The organism is Streptomyces sp. NPDC048590, assembly GCF_043199535.1.
Classification (GTDB): Bacteria; Actinomycetota; Actinomycetes; order Streptomycetales; family Streptomycetaceae; genus Streptomyces.
The window spans coordinates 262,954-284,161 of sequence record NZ_JBICWC010000006.1; the positions used below are offsets into that span (position 1 = coordinate 262,954).

General features: G+C 71.0%; 16 protein-coding genes and 2 pseudogenes. 7 read left to right on the plus strand and 11 right to left on the minus strand.

The window, feature by feature from the left end; genetic code table 11:
* The first annotated feature begins 92 nt into the window (after nt 1–92).
* Nucleotides 93–833 carry a peptidoglycan recognition protein gene (locus ACGFNN_RS19640; RefSeq protein ID WP_393557405.1) on the plus strand — a complete coding sequence of 247 codons (741 nt, stop codon included), beginning with the start codon at nt 93–95 and terminating at the stop codon, nt 831–833.
* Between the two features lie 5 nt (nt 834–838).
* On the opposite strand, the gene ACGFNN_RS19645 is transcribed toward ACGFNN_RS19640, so the two are convergent.
* Nucleotides 839–1,204, minus strand: coding sequence for a PH domain-containing protein (locus ACGFNN_RS19645; RefSeq protein WP_362549864.1), 366 nt, complete (start codon nt 1,202–1,204; stop codon nt 839–841).
* A gap of 126 nt (nt 1,205–1,330) precedes the next feature.
* On the opposite strand from ACGFNN_RS19645, the gene ACGFNN_RS19650 reads away from it, so the two are divergent.
* The 3 genes from ACGFNN_RS19650 to ACGFNN_RS19660 all read left to right on the plus strand — a co-directional run bounded on the left by ACGFNN_RS19650 (nt 1,331) and on the right by ACGFNN_RS19660 (nt 6,308).
* Nucleotides 1,331–2,188, plus strand: coding sequence for a transglycosylase family protein (locus tag ACGFNN_RS19650; RefSeq protein ID WP_393557407.1), 858 nt, complete (start codon nt 1,331–1,333; stop codon nt 2,186–2,188).
* Nucleotides 2,189–3,114: 926 nt separating this feature from the next.
* Entirely contained in the window at nt 3,115–3,876 is a 762-nt protein-coding gene (locus ACGFNN_RS19655) for an HAD family hydrolase (protein ID WP_393557409.1), read from the plus strand.
* Complete coding sequence (locus ACGFNN_RS19660) at nt 3,876–6,308, plus strand: glycoside hydrolase family 65 protein (RefSeq protein ID WP_393557411.1); 2,433 nt, start codon at nt 3,876–3,878, stop codon at nt 6,306–6,308. The genes ACGFNN_RS19655 and ACGFNN_RS19660 overlap by 1 nt, the downstream gene beginning before the upstream one ends.
* 83 nt (nt 6,309–6,391) lie before the next feature.
* On the opposite strand, the gene ACGFNN_RS19665 is transcribed toward ACGFNN_RS19660, so the two are convergent.
* From ACGFNN_RS19665 to ACGFNN_RS19675, 3 genes and pseudogenes are all read right to left on the minus strand, one after another.
* The gene (locus tag ACGFNN_RS19665; RefSeq protein WP_393557412.1) at nt 6,392–7,072 is read right to left on the minus strand and encodes a class E sortase; all 681 of its coding nucleotides are present in this window, start codon (nt 7,070–7,072) and stop codon (nt 6,392–6,394) included.
* Between the two features lie 265 nt (nt 7,073–7,337).
* A pseudogene (locus ACGFNN_RS19670) lies at nt 7,338–8,079 on the minus strand (ATP-binding cassette domain-containing protein); the annotation flags it as partial.
* Between the two features lie 135 nt (nt 8,080–8,214).
* A pseudogene (locus ACGFNN_RS19675) lies at nt 8,215–8,943 on the minus strand (ATP-binding cassette domain-containing protein); the annotation flags it as partial.
* Nucleotides 8,944–9,432: 489 nt separating this feature from the next.
* Between ACGFNN_RS19675 and ACGFNN_RS19680 the strand changes: the two are divergent.
* The gene (locus ACGFNN_RS19680; RefSeq protein WP_393557414.1) at nt 9,433–10,542 is read left to right on the plus strand and encodes a hypothetical protein; all 1,110 of its coding nucleotides are present in this window, start codon (nt 9,433–9,435) and stop codon (nt 10,540–10,542) included.
* 164 nt (nt 10,543–10,706) lie between these two features.
* On the opposite strand, the gene ACGFNN_RS19685 is transcribed toward ACGFNN_RS19680, so the two are convergent.
* The 7 genes from ACGFNN_RS19685 to ACGFNN_RS19715 form a co-directional block, all read right to left on the minus strand.
* Nucleotides 10,707–11,825, minus strand: coding sequence for an NADH:flavin oxidoreductase (locus tag ACGFNN_RS19685; protein ID WP_393557415.1), 1,119 nt, complete (start codon nt 11,823–11,825; stop codon nt 10,707–10,709).
* Nucleotides 11,826–11,913: 88 nt separating this feature from the next.
* Nucleotides 11,914–12,687: a Fic family protein gene (locus ACGFNN_RS19690; protein WP_393557417.1), complete on the minus strand. Its 774-nt coding sequence runs from the start codon at nt 12,685–12,687 to the stop codon at nt 11,914–11,916.
* Nucleotides 12,674–13,336, minus strand: coding sequence for a hypothetical protein (locus ACGFNN_RS19695; RefSeq protein ID WP_393557419.1), 663 nt, complete (start codon nt 13,334–13,336; stop codon nt 12,674–12,676). Before ACGFNN_RS19695 ends, ACGFNN_RS19690 begins: the two co-directional genes overlap by 14 nt.
* Nucleotides 13,337–13,681: 345 nt before the next feature.
* On the minus strand, nt 13,682–14,323 hold the full coding sequence (locus tag ACGFNN_RS19700; RefSeq protein ID WP_393557421.1) for a fasciclin domain-containing protein: 642 nt from the start codon (nt 14,321–14,323) through the stop codon (nt 13,682–13,684).
* 467 nt (nt 14,324–14,790) lie between these two features.
* Nucleotides 14,791–18,084, minus strand: a complete 3,294-nt coding sequence (locus ACGFNN_RS19705) for a S8 family serine peptidase (protein WP_393557423.1) — start codon at nt 18,082–18,084, stop codon at nt 14,791–14,793.
* 263 nt (nt 18,085–18,347) lie between these two features.
* Nucleotides 18,348–18,617, minus strand: a complete 270-nt coding sequence (locus ACGFNN_RS19710; RefSeq protein WP_362549898.1) for a GlsB/YeaQ/YmgE family stress response membrane protein — start codon at nt 18,615–18,617, stop codon at nt 18,348–18,350.
* Nucleotides 18,618–18,755: 138 nt separating this feature from the next.
* Nucleotides 18,756–19,439 carry a TetR/AcrR family transcriptional regulator gene (locus ACGFNN_RS19715; protein ID WP_393557425.1) on the minus strand — a complete coding sequence of 228 codons (684 nt, stop codon included), beginning with the start codon at nt 19,437–19,439 and terminating at the stop codon, nt 18,756–18,758.
* 64 nt (nt 19,440–19,503) lie between these two features.
* Here ACGFNN_RS19715 and ACGFNN_RS19720 point away from each other — a divergent pair, with 64 nt between their 5' ends.
* Together ACGFNN_RS19720 and ACGFNN_RS19725 are read left to right on the plus strand one after the other, a co-directional pair.
* Complete coding sequence (locus ACGFNN_RS19720; RefSeq protein WP_393557427.1) at nt 19,504–20,127, plus strand: class I SAM-dependent methyltransferase; 624 nt, start codon at nt 19,504–19,506, stop codon at nt 20,125–20,127.
* 336 nt (nt 20,128–20,463) lie between these two features.
* Entirely contained in the window at nt 20,464–21,060 is a 597-nt protein-coding gene (locus ACGFNN_RS19725) for a hypothetical protein (protein WP_362668938.1), read from the plus strand.
* Nucleotides 21,061–21,208: the final 148 nt, after the last annotated feature.

Consider the following 21,208-nt stretch of genomic DNA (forward strand, 5'->3'; position numbering starts at 1 on the left):
GACCTCCGGGCCGCGTCGAGGACTGCCTCCACCTGTCACCCGATCGGGTGCGGTCACCTGCGAAATGGCTGGTCAGCACGCATGGTGGCCCTATGTGGCTTCGCCGAACAATCGTGTGCGCGATGGTCGTGCCGCTGGCGTTCCTGGTCATCCGGGACGCGCCGGTGCGGCTCGGCACGCCCGAGCGTGCCGCCGCGAAGCCGGTGGAGACTCCGGCGGCCCCGAAGCCGATGATCATCACCAGGGCGCAGTGGCACGCCGACGAGAGCCTGGTGAAGGAGCACGCGGTCTACACGGGGTCGGTCAAGGCGGTCTTCGTCCACCACACCGGGCACCCCAACGGATACGACTGCGCCGACGCCCCCGTGATGCTGCGGCAGATGGAGGAGACGCACATCGAAGGGAAGGGCTGGGACGACATCGGCTACAACTTCGTCGTCGACCGCTGCGGGAACATCTACGAGGGCAGGGCGGGCGGTGTCGGACGCTCGGTCCGCGGAGCCCACACGACGGGGTTCAACGCGCACAGCGTGGGCATCGCGGCCCTCGGCACCTTCGACCCCGGCGTGCCGGTGCCGAAGGCGATGATCGAGGGCATCGCGAAGGTGGGCGCATGGAAGCTCGACCGGTCCGTCGATCCGAAGGGCTTCGTACGGATGGTCTCGACGAACGACGACAGCCTGTACCACCGGGGCGAAGTGGTCTATCTGCACACGGTGGCAGGGCACCGCGACACCTTTCAGACCTACTGCCCGGGTGAGGCGCTGTACGCCCAACTGCCTTCCATCCGCCAGGAGATGGCCAACCTTCGTGCCAAGCACGCCAGTTCCTGACGCGACTACCCCGCGACGTACTGGGTGAGGACCGCCTGCACCTCGTAGATGTCGACGCCCTTGGTGAACGTCTTCTGGATCGGGGTGGCGGATCCGGAGACCCAGATCTTCAGTTCGGCGTCCAGGTCGAAGGTGCCCGCGGTCTCCACCGCGAAGTGCGTGATGCTGCGGTACGGGACGGAGTGGTACTCCACCTTCTTGCCGGTGATCCCCTGCTTGTCGATGAGGACGAGCCTGCGGTCGGTGAACAGGATCGTGTCGCGTATCAGCTGGTAGGCGGCGTGCACCTGCTCTCCCCGCCCGAGAAGCCGTGCGTAGTCACGCTGTGCGCCTGCCGGATCGATGGTGTGCGCGTTGCCGAACAGTGCCATTGAGGACCCTCCACCCGAGTGAATGTGCGGACCTTGAACGCGTCAAAGCCAGATAAAAAGAATATCGGCGGCTTATCTGTTCGTGCCCTTGCACACCTTCTGGAGCACAGCGGAGGAAATACCGTCATGCCGGCATCACCCCTCGCCAAGCGGCCCGTCGAATCGGTGCTCGCCCTTCTGCTCGTCCTCCTGAGCGTGCTGGGCCTCTCCGGCCGCAGCGCCGCCGCCACCCCGGCGCAGGCTCCCGCCCAGGCTCCGGCCCAGGCGGCCACCGCTCCCGCCGCCGTCGCTCCCGCGGTCACCACGGTGACGGGTGTGCAGCACGGTACGGACTGGGACCGCATCGCCCAGTGCGAGAGCAGCGGCCGCTGGAACACCAACACTGGCAACGGCTACCACGGCGGACTGCAGTTCTCCCCCTCCACCTGGCGGGCCTACGGCGGCGCGAAGTACGCGCCTCGCGCGGACCTCGCCACCCGGTCCGAGCAGATCGCGGTCGGTGAACGCGTGGCCCGCGGGCAGGGGATGGGCGCCTGGCCCACCTGCGGCCGGCTCGGAGCGAGCGGCTCCTCCAGTTCCTCTTCCTCTTCGTCTTCGTCCTCCTCGTCCAGTGGCTCCGACCGGAGTGACACCACGCAGTCGACTCCGCAGCGACAGTCGACCGGCAGTTCGAACGGCGGGTCCCAGAGCTACTCGTCCGGTGGTTCGTCCTCCGGCAACTCGTACTCAGGCGGATCCTCCGGCAGCTCCCACGAGAGCGCGAAGAGCAGCTCGGCCGGCAGCGACAACGGTGCGACTCGGTACTCCGCGGATCTGGCCGAAGAGGAGAGCTACGTCGTCGAGTCCGGAGACGTCCTCTCGGTGATCGCCGAGCGCGCTGACGTGGACGGCGGCTGGCCCGCGCTGTACGAGATGAACCGCGAGGTCCTCGACCAGGGGCCGCACCTCATCTTCCCCGGCCAGCGACTGCGCCTGAATGCCTGAACCAAGCAGGACCGATGAACCAAGCAGGACCGATGGACCAAGCAGGACCGATGGGCCAAGCAGGACCGGTGGACCAGCAGGACCCATGAACCAGCAGCACTGCGAATGAGCGGAACCCATGAACCAGCGGGATCGATGACCGAGCAGGGCTCGTGAGTCGGCAGGACAGCCGGACAGGCTGAAACCTTGAGCCAGCGGAATCTCTGATCCCGAGGCACCACCGTGACGCGAAGACCGGTGGAGTCACGACGAGAAGGCGATGGGCCTTCCCCCGTTCGAGCGGCCAGCAGTGTCGAGCCAGGACTACGGACGAGACGTGGGTGGTGAAGTGCGCACGGTGCCTGAGCGGTTCGAGCGAGAGACGTGGTTCGAGCCGGACACGCAGGAGACGTGGTTCGAGCAGGAGAAGCGGTGGTTCGAGCGGACCGTCGCGCGGTCATCCGCGAGGAGCCCGGTTGCCGGAGAAGTCCGGAAAGGTCCCATGGCCGACTGCCTCACCAGCACTCACGGCCGCAACGGCCACCAGGGCGCGCTACATGCTCCCGACCACGGCTCACCGGCGGGTGGAGTGTGCGCCTCGTCCGGCGGAGACGTTCTGATCAGGCTCGGTGTACCGATGGCACGCCGGGTTGTGGCAATCGCCGGGTCCCCAGTGCGGGACGAAGATGCCCAGAGTCTTGTGCCGCGCGAGGACGGTCGCGACGGGCTTCTTGCAGGCCGGGCACGCGTACTCAGCCTGCCGACCGGTCTGACGCTCGGTTCTGGCCATGACTTCACGGTAGTCCCGAATGGGGCAGAGAGAAAGTTTTACGACATTTTGCCTTGGGGTCTCGTGAGCGACGAGCGGGCCGCGGTACGAGAGGCGGGACCAGCCGGTTCCTGGTGCCATGGAGCGGGGGACGCCTCGACGAAGGGACCACCCGGTCATGGCACGCGCACCGTCACCGGCAGCAGTCCTGCTCTCCGTGCACGCCGTCGTCTTCGACATGGACGGTGTGATCACCGACTCCGCCCCGGCACACGCCGCGGCCTGGAAGGTGGCCTTCGACGCCTGCCTCGCCGGCCACGAGGGGCAGCCGCCCTTCGACGAGGCGGAGGACTACAGACGGCATGTCGACGGAAGATCGCGCAAGGACGGCGCTGCCTCCTTCCTGAAGGCCAGAGGTGTCGACCTCCCCGAGGGCAGTCCCGAGGACCCTCCCGGCACCGGGACCGTGTGGGCGGTCGCCGCGCGCAAGGACGAGGCGTTCACCCGCCGGATGCGTACCAACCCGATCGCGGTCTGGCCAGGGACCGTCCGTCTGCTGCGCGTGCTGCACGACGCTCGGGTGCCCTTCGCCGCTGCCTCCGCGTCCCGGCACGCGACGGAGCTCCTGGCAGGGGCCGGACTCCTGGAGATGTTCGAGGCGGTGGTGGACGGAAACGAGGCCCGGCGCCTGGAGCTGCCCGGCAAACCGGACCCGGCCCTGTTCCTGGAGGCGTCACGGCGGCTCGGGATCCCGCCGGGGGAGAGCGCCGTCGTCGAGGACGCGCTGGCCGGTGTGGAGGCGGGAAGGCGGGGCGGCTTCGGTCTCGTCGTCGGTGTGGACCGGACCGACAGTCCCGAAGGTGCCGGGGACCTGCGGCGTCACGGCGCGGACGTGGTGGTCTCCGATCCCGGTGAACTGCTGATCAACGGGGAGGACTGATGGCCCGAGGCTGGACCTGGAGCTACGAGGGGTACGACCCGGAGAAGGAGCGTCTGCGGGAGGCGCTGTGCACCCTGGGCAACGGCTACTTCGCGACCCGTGGGGCCGCGCCCGAGACCCCCGCCGGTGACGTCCACTACCCGGGCACCTACGTGGCGGGCTGCTACAACCGGCTGACCTCGTCCGTCGAGGGACGGCAGGTCGAGAACGAGGACGTGGTCAACCTCCCCAACTGGCTGCCGCTTCGCTACCGGATCCGCCCCGACGGGGGCATCCCGCCCGGACCGTGGCTGACACCCGACCACGAGTTCCTCACCGACCACCGGCAGTCGCTCGACCTGCGCGGCGGGATTCTCACGCGCCGGTCCGTGTACGAGGACGAGGCCGGTCGCCGGCTGACGGTGGAGCAGGAACGCCTGGTGCACATGGGTGACCCCCATCTCGCCGCGCTGCACGCGGAGTTCACCGCAGAGGGCTGGTCGGGGGAGCTGGAGGTGGAGGCGGGGATCGACGGCGACATCCGCAACACCGGAGTCGCCCGTTACCGGGCCCTGGCCGACCGGCACCTCACCGGCTGGGAGACCGGCACGGAGGCCGGCTCCCTGGTGTGGCTGCGCTGCCGGACGGTGGAGTCGGACATCGGAATCGCCCTGGCCGCCCGCACGGTGGCCTCCTGCGGGCCTGAGCGCAACGGTGACCACCGCGCCGAACCGGAGCAGCAGCCCCGCGCCGTCAACCAGCGGCTGCTGCTTCCCCTGTCACCCGACGCCGGGGCCGTCGTCGACAAGACGGTCGGCCTGTTCACCTCTCGTGACCCGGCGATCGGCAGCCCGCTGCGGGCCGCCGTGTCGGCGGTGAGCGACGCTCCGCCCTACTCCCGGCTGCGGTCCTCCCACCGCAGGGCGTGGCGTGACCTGTGGCAGCAGGTGAAGCTGGAGGTACCGGGGGAGCCGGGGCGCATCCTGAGGCTGCACCTCTTCCATGTGCTGCAGACCCTCTCGCCGCACACGGCCGAACTCGACGTCGGCGTACCGGCCAGGGGGCTGCACGGGGAGGCCTACCGGGGTCACGTCTTCTGGGACGAGCTGTTCGTGCTGCCCTTCCTGAACATGCATCTCCCCGAGGTGTCCCGGGGGTTGCTGGACTACCGGCATCGGCGCCTGCCCGCCGCGTGCGCGGCGGCCGAGGCCACCGGGCGGCGCGGTGCGATGTACCCGTGGCAGAGCGCGGACGAGGGGCGCGAGGAGACCCAGGAGGTGCACCTCAACCCGAGGTCGGGGCGCTGGCTGCCGGACCGCTCGCGGCTGCAGCACCATGTCGGGTCGGCCGTCGCCTACAACGTGTGGCAGTACTGCCAGGCCACCGGTGACACGGAGTACCTGTACTCCAAGGGCGCCGAGATGATCCTGCAGATCGCGCGCTTCTGGGCGGACAGCGCCACGTGGGACGACTCGGTCGGGCGGTACCGCATCCGGGGGGTCGTCGGGCCCGACGAGTACCACGATGCCTATCCCGACTCCGAGGTGTCCGGACTCGACGACAACACCTACACGAACGTGACGGCCGCCTGGGTGCTGGCGAGGGCCGGCGAGCTCTGCGGCCTCCTGCCGCCGAGCCGGTGCCGGCAGTTGCTCGAGATGATCCGCATCGACCCGTCCGAGCTGGACCACTGGGAGGACGTGTCCCGGCGGCTCCATGTGCCGCGACACCAGGGCGTGCTGAGCCAGTTCGCCGGTTACGGGGAGCTCGCCGAGCTGGACTGGGCGGGTTACCGCAAACGGTACGGGGACATCCGGCGGCTCGACCGGATCCTGGAGGCGGAGGGCGACACGGTCAACCGCTACCAGGCGTCGAAGCAGGCCGACGTGCTGATGCTCGGCTATCTCTTCTCCCCCAAGGAACTTGCCGCACTGTTCGGGCGGTTGGGCCACGATCTCGACGACGACGCCTGGCGGGCGACCGTCGACTACTACGAGCGGCGCACGAGCCACGGCTCCACCCTCAGCTCGCTCGTCCACGCCTGGGTGCTCGCGAGGGTGCACCGCGAACAGGCCTGGAAATACTGCGAGGAGGCCCTGATCGGCGATGTCGTCGACATCCAGGGCGGTACGACGGAGGAGGGCATCCACCTGGGCGCCATGGCCGGCACGCTGGACTTCGTCCAGCGTGGGATGACGGGCCTGGAGACCCGGGACGACGCCCTGTGGCTCGCGCCGGCCACGCTTCCCCAGCTCTCGAAGTTCCGGATGCGCCTGCGCTTCAGGCGTCACTGGGACGTGGACCTGCGCCTGCGCGCGGAACGCCTCAGGATCGCCGTACCGGACTCGGAGCGGCCGGGAGTCCGGGTCCGCCTGGACGGCAGCGCGTACGTCGTCGAGCCGGGGACCTCGCGGTGGCTGGAGCTGCCGGACGACATCGACGGCGGACCCTGAGAGCCGGAACACCGGGGCCGTCGGGCCGGCGCCTTCCGGTCACGAGGGCCGGAGCACCAGGGCCGGGTGCACCTCGGGCCGGGTCACGCGGGCCGGGAGGAGACCAGTACGCCGATCTTGTCGATGCGGTGCTCCGGGTTGTCGTGGGCGTCACGCCAGTGGTTCCCGGCCGCGTCGTCCTCGGGGGTCGCGCAGGTGGAGATCGTGATCATCGCCCGGGTCGGTTTCTGACCCGGCTCGCCCGGCACCTCGGCGCGCTGCTCGGTGAGCGAGCGTTCGGAGCGGAAGGACGTCTGCCGGGTCTCCGTGATCCGGTACTCGTAGACGGTGCCGTCCTCCTCGACGAGGACGGATCCGCCCTCGTCGAGCGACGGCAGGTCGTACAGGGGTCCCCCGTAGGTGATCCGGTGGGCGGTCACCAGGTAGTTCCCGACCTCGCCGGGCCCGACGCCGCCGTCCTCGCCGTACGGGCTGGCGGCCACCCCACGGTTCTGGATACGGGTGCCCGGGGTGTCGTCGGTCGTCCCTTCGTAAGGAACGACCGGCAGGTCCGTCACCCCGATCGACGGGATGGTGAGGTCCGCGGTGGCGGTACGCGGGTCGGTCCGGTCGGAGGGGGCGGCGTACGGCCCGGTGGTGGCGACGGCGGTGGGCGACGGAGGGCCGTCGGCCGCGACGGCAGGTGGGGCCAGGGCCGTCAGCAGGACCACGGCCGTGCCCGCGAGGGCCCGGGAGATGACTCGGAATGCGGGGGAGGAATCCATGGCGGTGTCCGGATCGACTGCCGGTGGTGCCGGGTGCGGGCCCGGAAACGGCCCGCACCCCTCCAGTAGAACACCGCTCACACGGTCGCGCCGGGCGCGCCGAACAGCTCCCGTACCTCCTCCACGCCCAGCTCCGTCAGCTCCTCCCCCACGAGCACCCAGCGGATGATGCCGGCCGACTCCAGGAACGCGAGGTCGTGGCCCGCGATCACCAGCGCCCCTTCGTAGGAGTCGAGTGCCGTCGTGAGCTGCCGCACGCTCGCCATGTCCAGGTTGTTGGTGGGCTCGTCGAGCAGCAGCAGCTGGGGTGCCGGGGCGGCCAGCATCGTCGCCGCGAGTGCGGCGCGGAAGCGTTCGCCGCCGGAGAGGGTGCCCGCCGGCTGCTCGGCACGGGCTCCCTTGAAGAGGAACCGGGCGAGCTGCGAACGGATCTCGTTGTCCGTGATGCCGGGCGCCAGGCGTGACACGTTCTCCGCGACGCTCAGCCCGTCGTCGAGCACGTCCAGGCGCTGCGGCAGGAAGCGTAGGGGCACGAAGGCCCTGGCCTCGCCGGACTCCGGCGCGAGCTCTCCGGTGAGGGTGCGCAGCAGCGTCGTCTTGCCCGCGCCGTTGCGCCCGACGAGCGCGATGCGCTCGGGCCCCTGGACGTGGAGCTCACCTTCGCGCAGGGTGCCGAAGCGAGGGCGCAGTCCTTTCACGCTCAGGACCGTACGGCCGGCCGGGACCGCGGTGCGGGGGAGCCGGACCCGGATCTCGGCATCGTCGCGTACCGCCTCCGACGCCGAGTCGAGCCGGTCCCGCGCCTCCTGGAGGCGGTCCTCGTGCAGCCCGCGCAGCTTGCCCGCGGACTCCTGGGACGACCGCTTGTGCGCGCCCGCGACGATGCGCGGCGCCCGTCGCTCGGCGTCCATCTTCTTGTTGTGCCGCTGGCGGCGGGCCACCTTGGTCTGCGCCTCCTCCAGCTCGCGCTTCTGGCGGCGTACGTCGGACTCGGCGGCCCGCACCATGCGCGCCGCCGCCTCCTGCTGGGTGGCGACCGCCTCCTCGTACGCCGACCAGCCGCCGCCGTACCAGCTGATCTCGCCGGCCCGCAGCTCGGCGATCCGGTCGACGCGTTCCAGCAGGTCACGGTCGTGACTGACCACGACGAGCACACCGGAGCGCCAGGACTCGACGGCGTCGTACAGCCTGCGCCGCGCGAACACGTCGAGGTTGTTGGTCGGCTCGTCCAGCAGCAGGACGTCGGGGCGTTCCAGGAGCAGCGCGGCGAGCCGCAGCAGGACCGTCTCGCCGCCGGACAGCTCCCCGACGGTCCGGTCGAGCCCGATCTCGCCCAGTCCGAGCGATCCCAGGGTGGCGAGGGCCCGCTCCTCGACGTCCCAGTCGTCGCCGACCGTCTCGAAGTGGGCGTCGGCGACGTCTCCGGCCTCGATCGCGCGCAGCGCCGCACGCCGCGCGGTGATGCCGAGGGCGTCCTCGACGCTCAGCCCGGTGTCGAGGGTGAGGTTCTGCGGGAGGTAGGCCAGGTGGCCGCCGACGGTGACGGAGCCGGCCGAGGGCTTCAGCCGGCCGGCCAGCAGGCGGAGCAGGGTGGACTTCCCGGAGCCGTTGGCGCCGACGAGCCCGGTGCGGCCCCGGCCCACGCCGAGGGAGAGCCCGTCGAAGACCGCCGTACCGTCCGGCAGGCGGAAGGACAGGGCGGAACAGGTGAGGGAGGCGGAGGGCGCGGTGGGGTGGGACATGTGATCCTCGCAGTCGCAAGCATGGGAACAGGGGCTTCGTGTGCGAGCACCACGCGGCGACCGGCCGGAGGAGGGATGGGTGCGAGGCCTGTGGACAGACGGGGGACGGCTCATGCACCGAGGTCGCATCCACGCGGAGTCACGGGCGGCGGCGGAGCCGACGCGGGCGTGACGGGCTACGGCAGCGGGGCCGTACCGCGCGATGATCGCGGACCTCAGATGCGCAACGTCCACCTCTATCGGAGACAACAGGACCTGAAAACTGTACACCGAGGACGGGCCCGGAGCGCGGGATCACTGGTCCGTGGGCAGCCGGGCCGCAGAGGAGATCCGAGCGGACCTGGAGGTGACCACCGCCGCGATCCGTCGCGTCGCGCCGGGTGCGGACATCCCCTACTTGTCTTCCTGGTGGGGGAGTTGAGGGAAGTGCCCGGCAGTCGCCGTGGAGCTGGGCATGCGGCCACCGGGCTGGCGGCTGGGCACCGGCGACTGGGAGACGCCAGGTACGGATGTGGGGGCCGTGGCGTGAGCGGCTGGAAAAAATCGATCAGGTGAAACGGAAACGGGGTGCCGGCGCACCGAAGGGGTGACCGAGTCATCTACGAGCGAGGAGTTCGTATGCGTTCGCGATTGTCCCCCGTCACCGCCGGTGCCGCCGCCGGTCTCGCCCTCGTCCTCACCTTGTCGGCCGCACAGACCGCCGCAGCGGCCGGGCAGACCTGGCGGGACGTCAGCCCCACGACCGGGGCGGGCAGCATCCTGAGGGACGTCGAGTCGTCCGGTACCACCGCTTGGGCGGTGGGCGGAGTCCTGGGCACCGGCAAGAGCCCCGAAACTCTCCTGGCCGTGCGCTGGACCGGCCGGGGCTGGGAGCGGTCCGTCCTCCCCGCCGAGCACGGACGACTTCTGGACGTGTCCGGCGGAGCGCACGGGCAGCCGTGGGCAGCCGGGGCCGAGACCCTGACCACGGCCGAGGGACAGTCCTCCCACGCCCTGCTCGTGAGCAGGCAGCACGGCTCATGGCGCAGGGCGGCCCTCCCGCTCCCCGCCACGGCGACGGACAGCGGGCTGGACGCGCTGGACACCACGGCCGACGGCCAGGTCTGGGCGTACGGCTGGTACGCGACGGAGGAAGGCGGTGGGAACATCCTGTTCCACAGGGACACGGCGGGCACCTGGACCACCCTGCCCGCCGACACCGGCCTGAACTGGGTCGACAGCATCGAGGCGGGCGAGGACGGCACGCTGACCGCCACCGGTGACGGGATCTCCCGCTTCGACGGCCGATCGTGGGCCAGGCAGGCACTCCCCGACGACAACACCGTGCTCGCCGGGATCGAGATCCGGTCCGCCCACGACATCTGGGCGGTCGGGTTCCACCCGGACGAGGAGCTGTGGAGACGCCCGGCGATCATGCGCTTCGACGGGAAGTCGTGGCGCGAGATCCCCGCACCGCAGGAGACCGGGCAGCTGTACGACATCGCCTTCGACGGCTCCGGCCGCCCGGTGATCGTTGGGGAGACCGCGGACACCGCCGTCGACGAGGACGGCGACTACGTGCTGACCCGTGACCGGAGCGGTGCCTTCACCCGGACGGAATCCCCCTCAGGCGCCGGCTACCTCTACGGTGCCTCGACCGATCGCTCCGGCAGGGTCTGGTCGGTCGGCGGCGCCGCCGGGGCCGTCGGCGGGGTCTCCCCAGCCGCTTACGCGGGACTGCGCGGGTAGCCATACGTGTGACACCGGGGCAACTCAGCGGTGCTGTGCCCGTTCCGCGACGCGACCGCGTTGCCCGGCAGCCCCGCCGGTCGCGGATGCGGATGCGGACGGGCCCGGTGCCCGGGGCGGGCACCGGCCCTCCGTGCCCGTCCCGGACCCTGAGGGCCCGCCGCTCAGCGCAGGGTCTTGAGCATCTCCGCGGAGAACGGCGTGATGTCCTCCGTGCGCCCGCGGAGGGTCTTCGCGGCCCACTCGGGGTCGGCGATCAGGGCCCGGCCGACGGCGACCATGTCGAACTCGTCGCGCTCGATACGCTCCAGGAGCTGCTCGATCCCGGTCACGGACGAACCGTTGCCCTGGAAGGCGCTGAAGAAGTCGCCGTCCAGGCCGACCGAGCCGACCGTGACGGCCGGCCTGCCGCTGATCTTCTTCACCCAGCCTGCGAGGTTCAGGTCGGAATCCTCGAACTCGGGGAGCCAGTAGCGCCGGGTCGAGGCGTGGAAGACGTCGACGCCGGCCTCGGCCAGCGGCGTGAGGATGCTCTCCAGCTCCTCGGGGGTCCGGGCGAGCTTCGCGTCGTAGGCGTCCATCTTCCACTGGGACATGCGGAAGAACAGCGGGAAGTCGTCCGAGACCGCTGCCCGGCAGGCCGCCACGATCTCGGCGGCGAACCGGGTGCGCGCGACGATGCTCCCGCCGTACGCGTCGGTCCGGCGGTTGCTGCCCTCCCAGAGGAACTGGTCGATCAAGTAGCCGTGTGCTCCGTGCAGTTCGGCGCCGTCGAAGCCGAGCCGCTCGGCGGCCGCCGCCGCGCCGGCGAACGCCCCGATGACGTCGTCGAGGTCCTTCCGCGTCATGGCACGCCCCTTGGGCTCGCCCGACAGCGACACACCGGACGGGCCGACCGGCTCGGCCTCCGCCACGGGCGGGGCACCCTCGGCGCGGGTGACACCCACGTGCCACAGCTGCGGGACGACCGTGCCGCCCTCGCGGTGGACGGCGTCCACGACGCCCGCCCAGCCCGCGAACGCGTCCTCGCCGTGGAAGCGCGGGATGCTGCCGCTGGTGCCCGCGGAGTCGTGGTCCACGTAGGTGCCCTCGGTGATGATCAGGCCGACACCTCCGGCGGCGCGGCGGGCGTAGTAGTCCGCCACGTCCTGGCCCGGGACACCGCCGGGCGAGAACTGACGGGTCATCGGCGCCATGGCGATGCGGTTGGGGGAGGTCAGTCCGCGGACCGAGAACGGACGCGAGAGGGCGTCGGCCGCACGGCGGGCATGCTCGTCTGTCACGGGGAGTCCTGTTCGTCGGGTGGGGGCAGGTCCACCCGTCCCCAACAACCGGAGGGCGCATCCGAATCCCCGCTGGTCCGTGATGTGGTCAAGGTCTCCCGGACGCCGTCCGGACCGGGGTGCGCGGGTGCCGTCGACCGTGACGGCCGGACTCCGCCGCCGACCGCCGTACGAGGACCGATACCAGCACCGCCAGATCCGCCGCGCCCGCCGGGTCGTCCGCGTAGCGCGTGGTCTGCAGCGGCCCGACCTCGCTCAGGAATACCCGCTCCCGGGCGAGGACGTAGGTGAGCGTGAGAAGGGCCGCGCGGCCGTTCCCGTCCTCGAAGGGGTGGAAGAAGGCCACGTCGAGGTAGGTCCGGGCGGCGCGCGCGACCAGTGGCACGTCGCGGGCGCCGCTCTCCCGCAGGCACGCCTCGAGGTCCGCACGGGTACGGGCTGTCAGGGCGTACCGCTCCCGCCCCCGCTTCGCGTAGGCGTCCCCGGTGCGGAACGGGGCTTCACGGGTACCGAGAACCCTGCGCTGCCAGCCGGACAGCAGGGCAAAGGTGAGTGGCACCCCGCGCTCGGCATCGGCGCGCACGGCCGCGTACCCGGCCAGCAGGCGCCGGGCGCGTACCGGATCGCGGTCGGTGGCCGGCCCCGCGCACCAGGCGACGAACCCGTCGGCCGCAGGAGTCACCGGACCCGTGACCGCTGGGGCGTCGAGGCCCGCCCAGTCGACCTCCTGCCGGACGCGGCACCAGTCGGCCAGGGAATCGGTGCCGGGGAGCGCCAGGGAATCGGTGCCGGGGAGCGCCTGGTAGCCAGTGCCGTGGACTTCCTCGGCACCGGTGCCGGAGAGTGCCTCAGCCCCGCTCACGCGGGCCCCGGTCGTGGCGCTCCTCGATGCCCTCGTACTCCCGGTGGTCGCGGTACGGCATCCGCCCGGTCAACCGGACCGCGAGGTCCTCGCCCACCGAGTCGATCAGCGTCCGCGAGGGCGCGACCCAGCTCTCGAAGCGTCCGCCTATCGCCTCCCGCACGGCGGCACCCGCGGTCGCGCGGTCCATACCGCACGAGGTGAGGAACCACTCCAGCGCCAGGTAGCAGCCCCCGTACCAGCCACTCTCCCCGCCGCTACTGTCGAGCACCCGTGTCACCAGTCGTACGGCGGCCCGCTCCAGGTGCCAACTGCGCTGCTCGGGCGTGGCGTCCGGCGCCGGGGCGAGCTGCGCGAACACCGCTTCGAGGCCTTCCAGCCAGGCCCGCCACTCCAGCAGGGCGGCGACCGCCCTGGTGGCGGTCTCCCGCGGCGCGCGTACCGAATGCGATCCGCAGCACCAGGAACCGACCGGGCCGCCGTCCTTGTCGCCCTCCCCGACGCTCCAGTTCCACTCGCGCGCCCAGGGGCCGTACCGGTCCACGAACAGATCCGTGATCCGTTCAACGCAGCGGTGCCGCTCCTCCCAGTGGTGGTCCGGCCACGACCAGGCGACACCTTCCGGGACGAGCGCCTCCACCCGCGTCACGAGCCGGGCCCCCTCCTCGTCGTCGAGACGGAAGGGATGAAGTCCGGGGGCCAGCGTCTCCCAGGTGAGCTCGTGGCGGCGGACGGCGGGCTGCTGTTCTGCGGACGTGGTGGCCTCCGTGATCGCGTGACAGGGGGAACAACCGCACCATTGTGGGGAGTTCCCCGCGAACGCGCATCCGATTTCACCGTTGGCGCCACAGGCGCCGAGCGCCCGCGCACGGCTTCCGGACCGCGCACGGGGCACCGGACGGCCGGCAGCGCGCTCCCGAGGGGGGTTTCAGCACGGGCGCACGCTGCCGGCCGGCACCCGCGTGTCCGGCGGGTGTTCCGTGGGGCCCGGGTGTCAGGCCTTCGGCATCAGGACGGTGTCGACGATGTAGACCGTGGCGTTGGCGGTCGGGACGTTGCCGCAGACGACCTTCGAGCTGTCGTTGACGGTGTAGTCCTCGCCGCTGCCCTTGGTGGTCAGCGTCGTCTTCTGCAGGGTGTCGTAGGTGCCGTTCTCGAGCTGCTTCGGCGTCAGCTTCTCGCCCACCACGTGGTACGTGAGGATGTTGGTGAGCATCTCCTTGTCGGCCAGCACCTTGTCGAGGTCGGCCTTCGGGATCTTGGCGAACGCGTCGTTGGTCGGCGCGAAGACGGTGAGGTTCTCGGCGCTGTTGAGGGTGTCCACCAGGCCGGCCTTCTTCACGGCCGTGACCAGGGTGGACAGGGCGGGGTTGTTGGACGCGGCGGTCGCCACCGGGTCCTTGGCCATGCCGTCGAACGAGCCCGCGCCCTCCTTCGGCACGGAGGCACAGCCCGGGCCGAAGGGGCCGTCGGCCATCGCCGGGCTGGACTCCGCCTGCGCGGGTGCCGAGCTCTTGCTCTTGTCCGTCGCGGAGGTGGCCTCGTCGTCCGACCCGCCGCAGGCGCTCAGGGCGAGCGGCAGGACGGTTGCGGCGGTGACGGCGACAGCGGTGCGGCGGAAGCTGAAGGCGTTCATGACTCTCCTGTGTACATGGATGGCTACTGAGGGTTACGTCCGAAGGTGTGACGGGATCGGGTACCGGGCGGGGCCCGGTCATCGCGTCAGGAGCGCCACCGGTGTGGAAGCCGCCTGGGCAGCGCCCGGTGCCGGGTACGCCGACGTCTCCCCGGTGCCGTCCCCCGTACGGGGCGGTCCTCCGGGTGCGTGCCGGTCTCGACGGCGGCCGGCGACAGCGGGCTCGGCACGGGGCCGGAGGCATCCGGTCCGGTGCGCGTCACTGTCTTCGTCCCGTTCGTCACATGGGCCATTCGGCGCACAGGGCCGAGCGGATTGGTCGTTTCCCGAAAGAGTTCACATCCGACGTGAGTTGACGTCGTGAATTGACGTGCGGATGCCGCTGCCCGGGACGTACGGACAGCGAAGGGCGGGCCGGCTCCCAGGGAGCCGGCCCGCCCGGGGCGCGGAGCGGAGTGGTGGACCCGCTACCTGCCCCCTCCCGAGACGCCGTACGCCCTGGTGATGGTCTGGGTCACCGAACTGCCGTCGCTCGCGGAGACCTTCGCGCGGAGCGTCGCGTGAGACGCGCCGGACGGGGCCAGGAGGTAGGTGTGCGCGGGTGCCCAGCGGGTCGCGGGGATGACGAGCGCCGGACGCCAGGTGGCACCGTCGTCCCAGCTGACCTCCAACCGGGTACGGCCGATCTCGGTGTCGGCCGCGCCGGGGGCGCGCTGCACCGCGAGGTCCACCCGGGTGAGGGCGCGGCGCGGTGCGTTGCCCGAGTCGTCGAGTCCGTGCGGGGTGAACCGTACGGCCATCAGCGGGAGCACCGTACCCGCGCCGGTGTCCGTACCGGAGTCGAAGCCCCACTCGGTCCGCACACGGGTGGACAGCGTGGCGTAGGACGGGGCGCGGGTGACGTCGGCGCTGAGCGTGTAGTGCCCGGTCCCGGCGGCGACCTTGGTGGTCCTGCCGGATCCGACGGCGTTCCAGGAGCTGACCGGCTGCCCGTCCCTGGCGAGCGTCATGGTGCCGGACGCGCTCCAGTCGGTGCCGCCTCGGCTGCCGTCACCGTCCACCAGCCAGGGGGTGGCGGTGAACGTCATGGAGTCCTCGACCCGGTAGAAGGGCGCGGCGGGCAGGGCCGGACCCATCACGGCGGCCCCGAAGTCCAGGGTGCGGCGGTCACGCGGACCGAAGGCCTGCGCCGAGGTCGCGATCGACTGCCGGCCCGCGATCGTGGTGCGGTCGAGCCACTCCCCGGGGGTGCGGTAGTCGTGCACGGTCGACGGGAAGGCGACCGACTGGTCGATGTTGAGGGGGAGCAGCACGTCGTCGTCCGGGGCGGCCGCGGTCGTACCGGCCGCGGGAGCACCCTGGGCGTGGAAGCGGACCCGGACGTCGGTCAGGTCACGGCGCTTCACGGAGAAGGAGGGATCGGCGGGGACGCCTCCGGTCCAGGTGTGCGCCACATGGTAGAAGAACGGGCTGGGGGAGGCCGTCGAAGCGCCCTCGGCGGCGAACACCGCGAACGTGCGGTACTTCGCGTCGGGCTCTTCGAGGCGCAGCGCGTACAGCGAAGTGCCCGCGGTGGCGCCGGTGGTCACCACGCTCAGGGTGTACGTGCCCGCTCCGGCCGGTACGGCGAACGCCGCCTGCACCGCGGTCGCGTGGGCCGCGGGGTCGTGCACGTCGACCCGTACCGGGGCGGCCTTCCTGGCGTCGAGCTCGACCGTGGTGTCGGCCGTGGGGGTGACGGACGCGGTGGCCATGGTGGTGGTGCGGTCGGTGCCGGTACCGGTGAAGATGGTCATGCCGACCCAGTACTGCGCTTCGGGGACGTCCACCGACCCGGTTCCGCCGACCAGCCGTACCGGATAGCGGTCGCCGGTCCAGCGGTTGACGAGGAGCGCGGTCCCCTCGGCGGGGGTGCCGTCCCGCCGGACCGCGTCGACCGTCATCTGGTGGGTGGGTACGGGGCTGTTGACGCCGAGGATGGTGCGGGTGACGGGCTTCCCGTCCCGGGAGGCGGTGAGGACCGCGGACCACGGGCCGTGCGGGAGCATCGAGGCCCGGGTGGTGACGGTCGCCGTGGCCGTGGAGTGCGCGGGCACGCTGACGCTGTCGCGGTCCACCGAGAACTGTCCGGCGTTGCCCGGCTGGGCAGTGGGCGACTGGGGGCGGCTGATGGACAGGGCGAGCGTCGTGGCGGAGTCGCCGTCATTCGTGAAGGTGACGGTGTGCTCGCTGTCCTTGCCCTCGCCGGCCGACCAGTCAGCCGTCGTCGTCAGGTTCGCCGGCGAGGCGAGGACGGTCGACTCGACGGCACGCCCGACGTCGACCCGGCCGGTGCCCTGCTGATAGGGAGCCCTGCCCTCGGTGGGTTCGGCGCCGCCCATGAGCGCGGCCTTGATCTGCTCACCGTTCCAGTCGGGGTGGGCCTGCGCCACGAGCGCGGCAGAACCTGCGACGTGCGGGGTCGCCATCGACGTACCGCTCTTGGCGACGTGGCCTCCGCCCATCTTCGCCGCGACGATGCTCATGCCGGGCGCGGTGATGTCGGGCTTCACCGCGTTGTCGGAGGGGCGGGGGCCCCTGCTGGAGAACGGAGCCAGCTCGTCCTCCACGTTCACCGCCCCGACGGCGAGCGCGGCGTCCGCGATGGCGGGCGAGCCCACAGTGGCCGTACCGAACTCGCCGTCGTTGCCCGCGGCTACGACGAACAGCGTCCCGGTGCGCGCCGACAGGTCGTTGATCGCGGCGATCGCGGGGTCCTCCTCGTCCGCGGGGCCGCCCAGGCTCATGTTGACGATCTTGGCGTGGACCGTGTTGACCGCCCAGTCGATCCCGGCGAGGACGGCCGAGGTGGGGCAGGAACCCGTGCTGTCGCAGACCTTGCCCACGGCGAGCGACGCGTCGGGCGCCACGCCCCGGTAGGTGCTGTCGACACCCGCGATCGTGGACGCGACGTGCGTGCCGTGGCCGTTGTCGTCCTCCGCGCTTCCGCCGCCGAGGAAGTCCTGCGACACCGTCACCCGGCCGGCCAGGTCGGGATGGTCGGAGTCCCACCCGGAGTCGAGTACGGCGACCGTGGTGCCCTTGCCGGTGTACCCGTCCTGCCAGGCCTGCGGGGCGTTGATCTGCGGCACGCTCTTGTCGAGCGAGATGTGCATCTTCGCGTCGAGCCACAGTTTCGCGGCACCGCCCGCGAGGGCGTCGCCCTGCCCGGCGGTCAGCCGCTTCCAGGTGGCGGCGGCATCAGCGCGGTTCTGCGGGGCGAGGGAGGTCATCCCGAGGCGGGACATCGGCTGCCCGGGGCGCGCGTCGGCGCCGGCCGCGTCGCGGGCCTTCCTGGCGGCGGTCGAACCCCTGCCGTGCTGGACGATCAGGCCGACGGCCCGGTCGGCGTCGCCCCCCTTCGTGCCGTACCCGGCGTCGAGGAGCGCCTTGACGTCGAACAGGCGGGAATCGACCCGGTCGGACGCGAGCAGCGGCTCGGCGTCCTCGGGGACGACGCTGACGCTGTCGGTTCCCACGGAACTGGTGCTGAAGGTGAGGTTCTCGCGGCCGGGAGCGGGGGTGACCGTGGCCGAGCGGACGGTGTCACCGGACCGCTCCACCGTCACGGCGTCGCCCGTGGGCAGCGGCACGGTGACGGTGCTGACGGCGGGGGCGTCCGGTGTGGTACCGGATGCGGAGGGCGCCGCCGCCTGGGCGGCGCCCGCGGGTATGAGGGCCGCCAGGAAGGTGACGGCCGCTGCGACAGATCTCAGACGCACGGAAGGGACTCCCGAAGCTCGCAGTGGGTGAATCACCCGATGCTGGCAGGAGAGGAGCCCTCAACCACGCTGTGGAGCTGGCGAGATGGCGACGCGACGCATTCTGGCCATCCGTCCGGGCGGGCTGAGCCCGTCGGCGGCGCGGCCCGGTGACGGCACTCTACGGGCGAGCACACGGCATACGCCGGACGGCTCCGCCCTCGTGAGGGGGAGCCGTCGTCTGCGTGTGTGCGGTACGGGCGGGCACTGCCCGCGTGGGCGCGTCAGCGTGCGTGCCGGTTGCCGGTGAACACGCGGTAGAGCAGGAGCAGGATCATCGAACCGATGATGGCGGCGATCCAGGTCGAGAGATCGAAGAAGCCGTCGATGGAGTCGACCCCGAATATCACCTTGCCGAGCCATCCGCCGAGGAGTCCGCCGGCGATGCCGATGAGCATCGTGATGATGATGCCGCCCGGGTCCTTGCCGGGCACCAGTGCCTTGGCGATGAGCCCTGCGATCAGCCCGATGAGAATCCACGCGAGAATGCCCATGATGCCCTCCTGGTGCCGGTATGAGGTCTGCGTCAATTCATCGTCTGTGCCGTCCCGGAGCTTTCAAACCTGGTGTGCGGGCAGCGGGGCGATTCCGGCGCCGGGCCCGTGTTCGGCCTGGGCTGCCGGGGGCCCGGCCTACGCGTGGTCCGGACCGGATGTGCCGCCACCGGTGCAGAGTTGGGCGGTCAGCGCATCGCGGACCCACTGCTCCCAGGCCTCGGGCGACCAGCCGCGGTCGCGGACGAAGACCAGGTAGAGCTCCGGACTGAGCAGCCCGTACAGGAGATCGGCGGCCCGGTCCACGTCGACGTCGGGACGGGCGTCGGGCTTGTCGGTCAGTGCCTCCGCGGCGGCGCGTTGGACGGTCCAGCGCGGGTCGGGGCCGGCCGGCCACTGGGCGGCGATCTCCGGATCGGTGGCGGAGGCCGCGGCGATCAGGGGAATCATCGGCGCGACCCGGCCCAGGATCTCCCGCACACCCCGGACGTGGGCCCGCAACTGCCCGGCCGCGGTGGGTTCGGCGCACGCGCCGCGGAACCAGTCCCGGTCCATCGTCGCGACCGGCTCGGCGTCACCCGCGATGGTCATGTCGACGACGTCCTTGAAGAGCGCGCGCTTGTTGCGGAACACGAAGTACACGGTCTGGACTGCCACGCCGGCCCGGTCCGCGACCTCCTGGAGGCTCGTCGCGCCGTACCCCTGAGCGACGAACAGATCCCGTGCCGCCTCGGCGATCTTCTCGCGTGTGCGCCGCGAGCGCTCGGCCCGCTTGTCGGGGCGCCGGGCCTTCTGGCCGCCGGATTCTTTGACATCGTCCATGCCGGGAGTCTATCTCTAGAGTTAGTCACTAGAGTTCAACTCTAGCTTCCTCTCGGAGGTAATCGTGAGTGAGATCCGAACCGCTGAGCAACTCGACCAGGAAGCCGCTGTGCGGCGCGAGCTGGAGGACTTCTACCGGGACGGCAAGCCCCCCTGGGACTGGGGCGTCACGCCTCCCGAGCTGATCGCCGTGGTGGAGGGCGCGGACGCGGTGCGGCCAGGAAGTGCCCTCGAGCTCGGCTGCGGCACCGGGACCAATGCCGTGTACCTGGCCAGGCACGGCTGGCGGGTCGACGCCGTCGACCTGGTGGAGCGCGCGGTACTCCAGGCCCGCGAGAAGGCCGTCACTGCGAAGGTGGACGTCAACGTGCTGTGTGGTGACGCCACCAGGCTCGACGAGATCGGCCTGCCCGGTCCCTACGACCTCTTCTTCGATCTGAGCTGCTACTGCGGGATCCCCCCGCATCGCCGCGACGACTACGTGGCCGGCCTGACGAGCCGGGCCGCCCCCGGGGCCCGCCTTCTGATGTTCGGCTACGGGCCCGAGGCGTTCGACGACCCGATCTCCGGCGTCACTGCCGACGAACTGCGTTCCAGGTTCACCGGGTGGAGCGTGACCGACGTGACCCCCGGCACGAACCCGGTACCGACCTTCTGGTTCACGCTGCGGCGTGAAGCCTCGGCGTAACCGCCCGTCACCCGGCGCGGCGTCGCATCCGGCGCCCGGGTGTGGCGCCGGGTCGGGTCTCGCGGGCCGGCCGTGAGGGAGGAGAGGGTGGTGGCGATGTGCGGACCGCGAGCGCGTCGCCGCGGATCGGCTTCGAATGTCCGGCGCTTTTCTTCATAAACTATTCGCTGTCCGCGAATAGGTCATGATTGGTTTTCCGGCCCAGCGGAGGTTGATTATCCCGTAGTCCCCAACTTTTCCCGGAGTCCTGCGGGCGGACGTGTGACGATTGCCCTGACTGATTTCGTGATATAGTCCTCATGGATTTGCAGGACGCCACACAAAAAGGGGAATGCCGTGAATACTGAGAAGGTTACGGCGCGTCGGCTCACGGCCGAAGAGGTTTCCGAACTGGGGGTCCAGGAGACCGTTTTCGTCTCGGCGGAGATGGATGGGCTTCCTCTCGACTGCTATGCACCGGCCTCCCTCACGGCGCCGGGAAAGAATTTCGAGGGGGGTTCCTTCGCGGCCAGGACGATCTTCGGGAAGGAAATTCACGTACTCCCGGAAAATTCCGATGAGCCCGGTATCTGGATTGCCGACAAGGGTGGCGAGGAGATCGAGGTACTCAAGAGTGCCGGTGTCCTTCTGAACCTCGCTCTTTTCGTGCCCGACGGGAACAAGGAGTCCCTGGAGGCGCTCTACGCGGCCGCGCGCGACGCCTTTGGCGCGGGCATCGTTCAGCGCTGGAGCGAGGAGACCGTCGCGGTGCCCGACGTCAAGGTCGACCTGTACGAGGAGCCGGCCCGGGGCCGGAAGTCGAACCCGCAGAACCGTGACCGGCGCGCCCTGGACATCTACCCGACCAGGGTCAGGTTCCTGGAGCCCAGCGACGGCTGGAAGTTCGTCGTCGAACCGCACAAGGCGATCGTCGACGACACGCCGACCATCTGATTCGACATCAGGTAGGCCCGGGACACACCCACGGGAGCCCGTCAGTCCTCTGACGGGCTCCCGCGTGTTCGCGGGTCTCCGTCGCAGGTCTTCCGCGTTTGTCGTCAGCCCCCTGCGGCTTCGTCCGCGGTCGGTAACAGCACTGCCC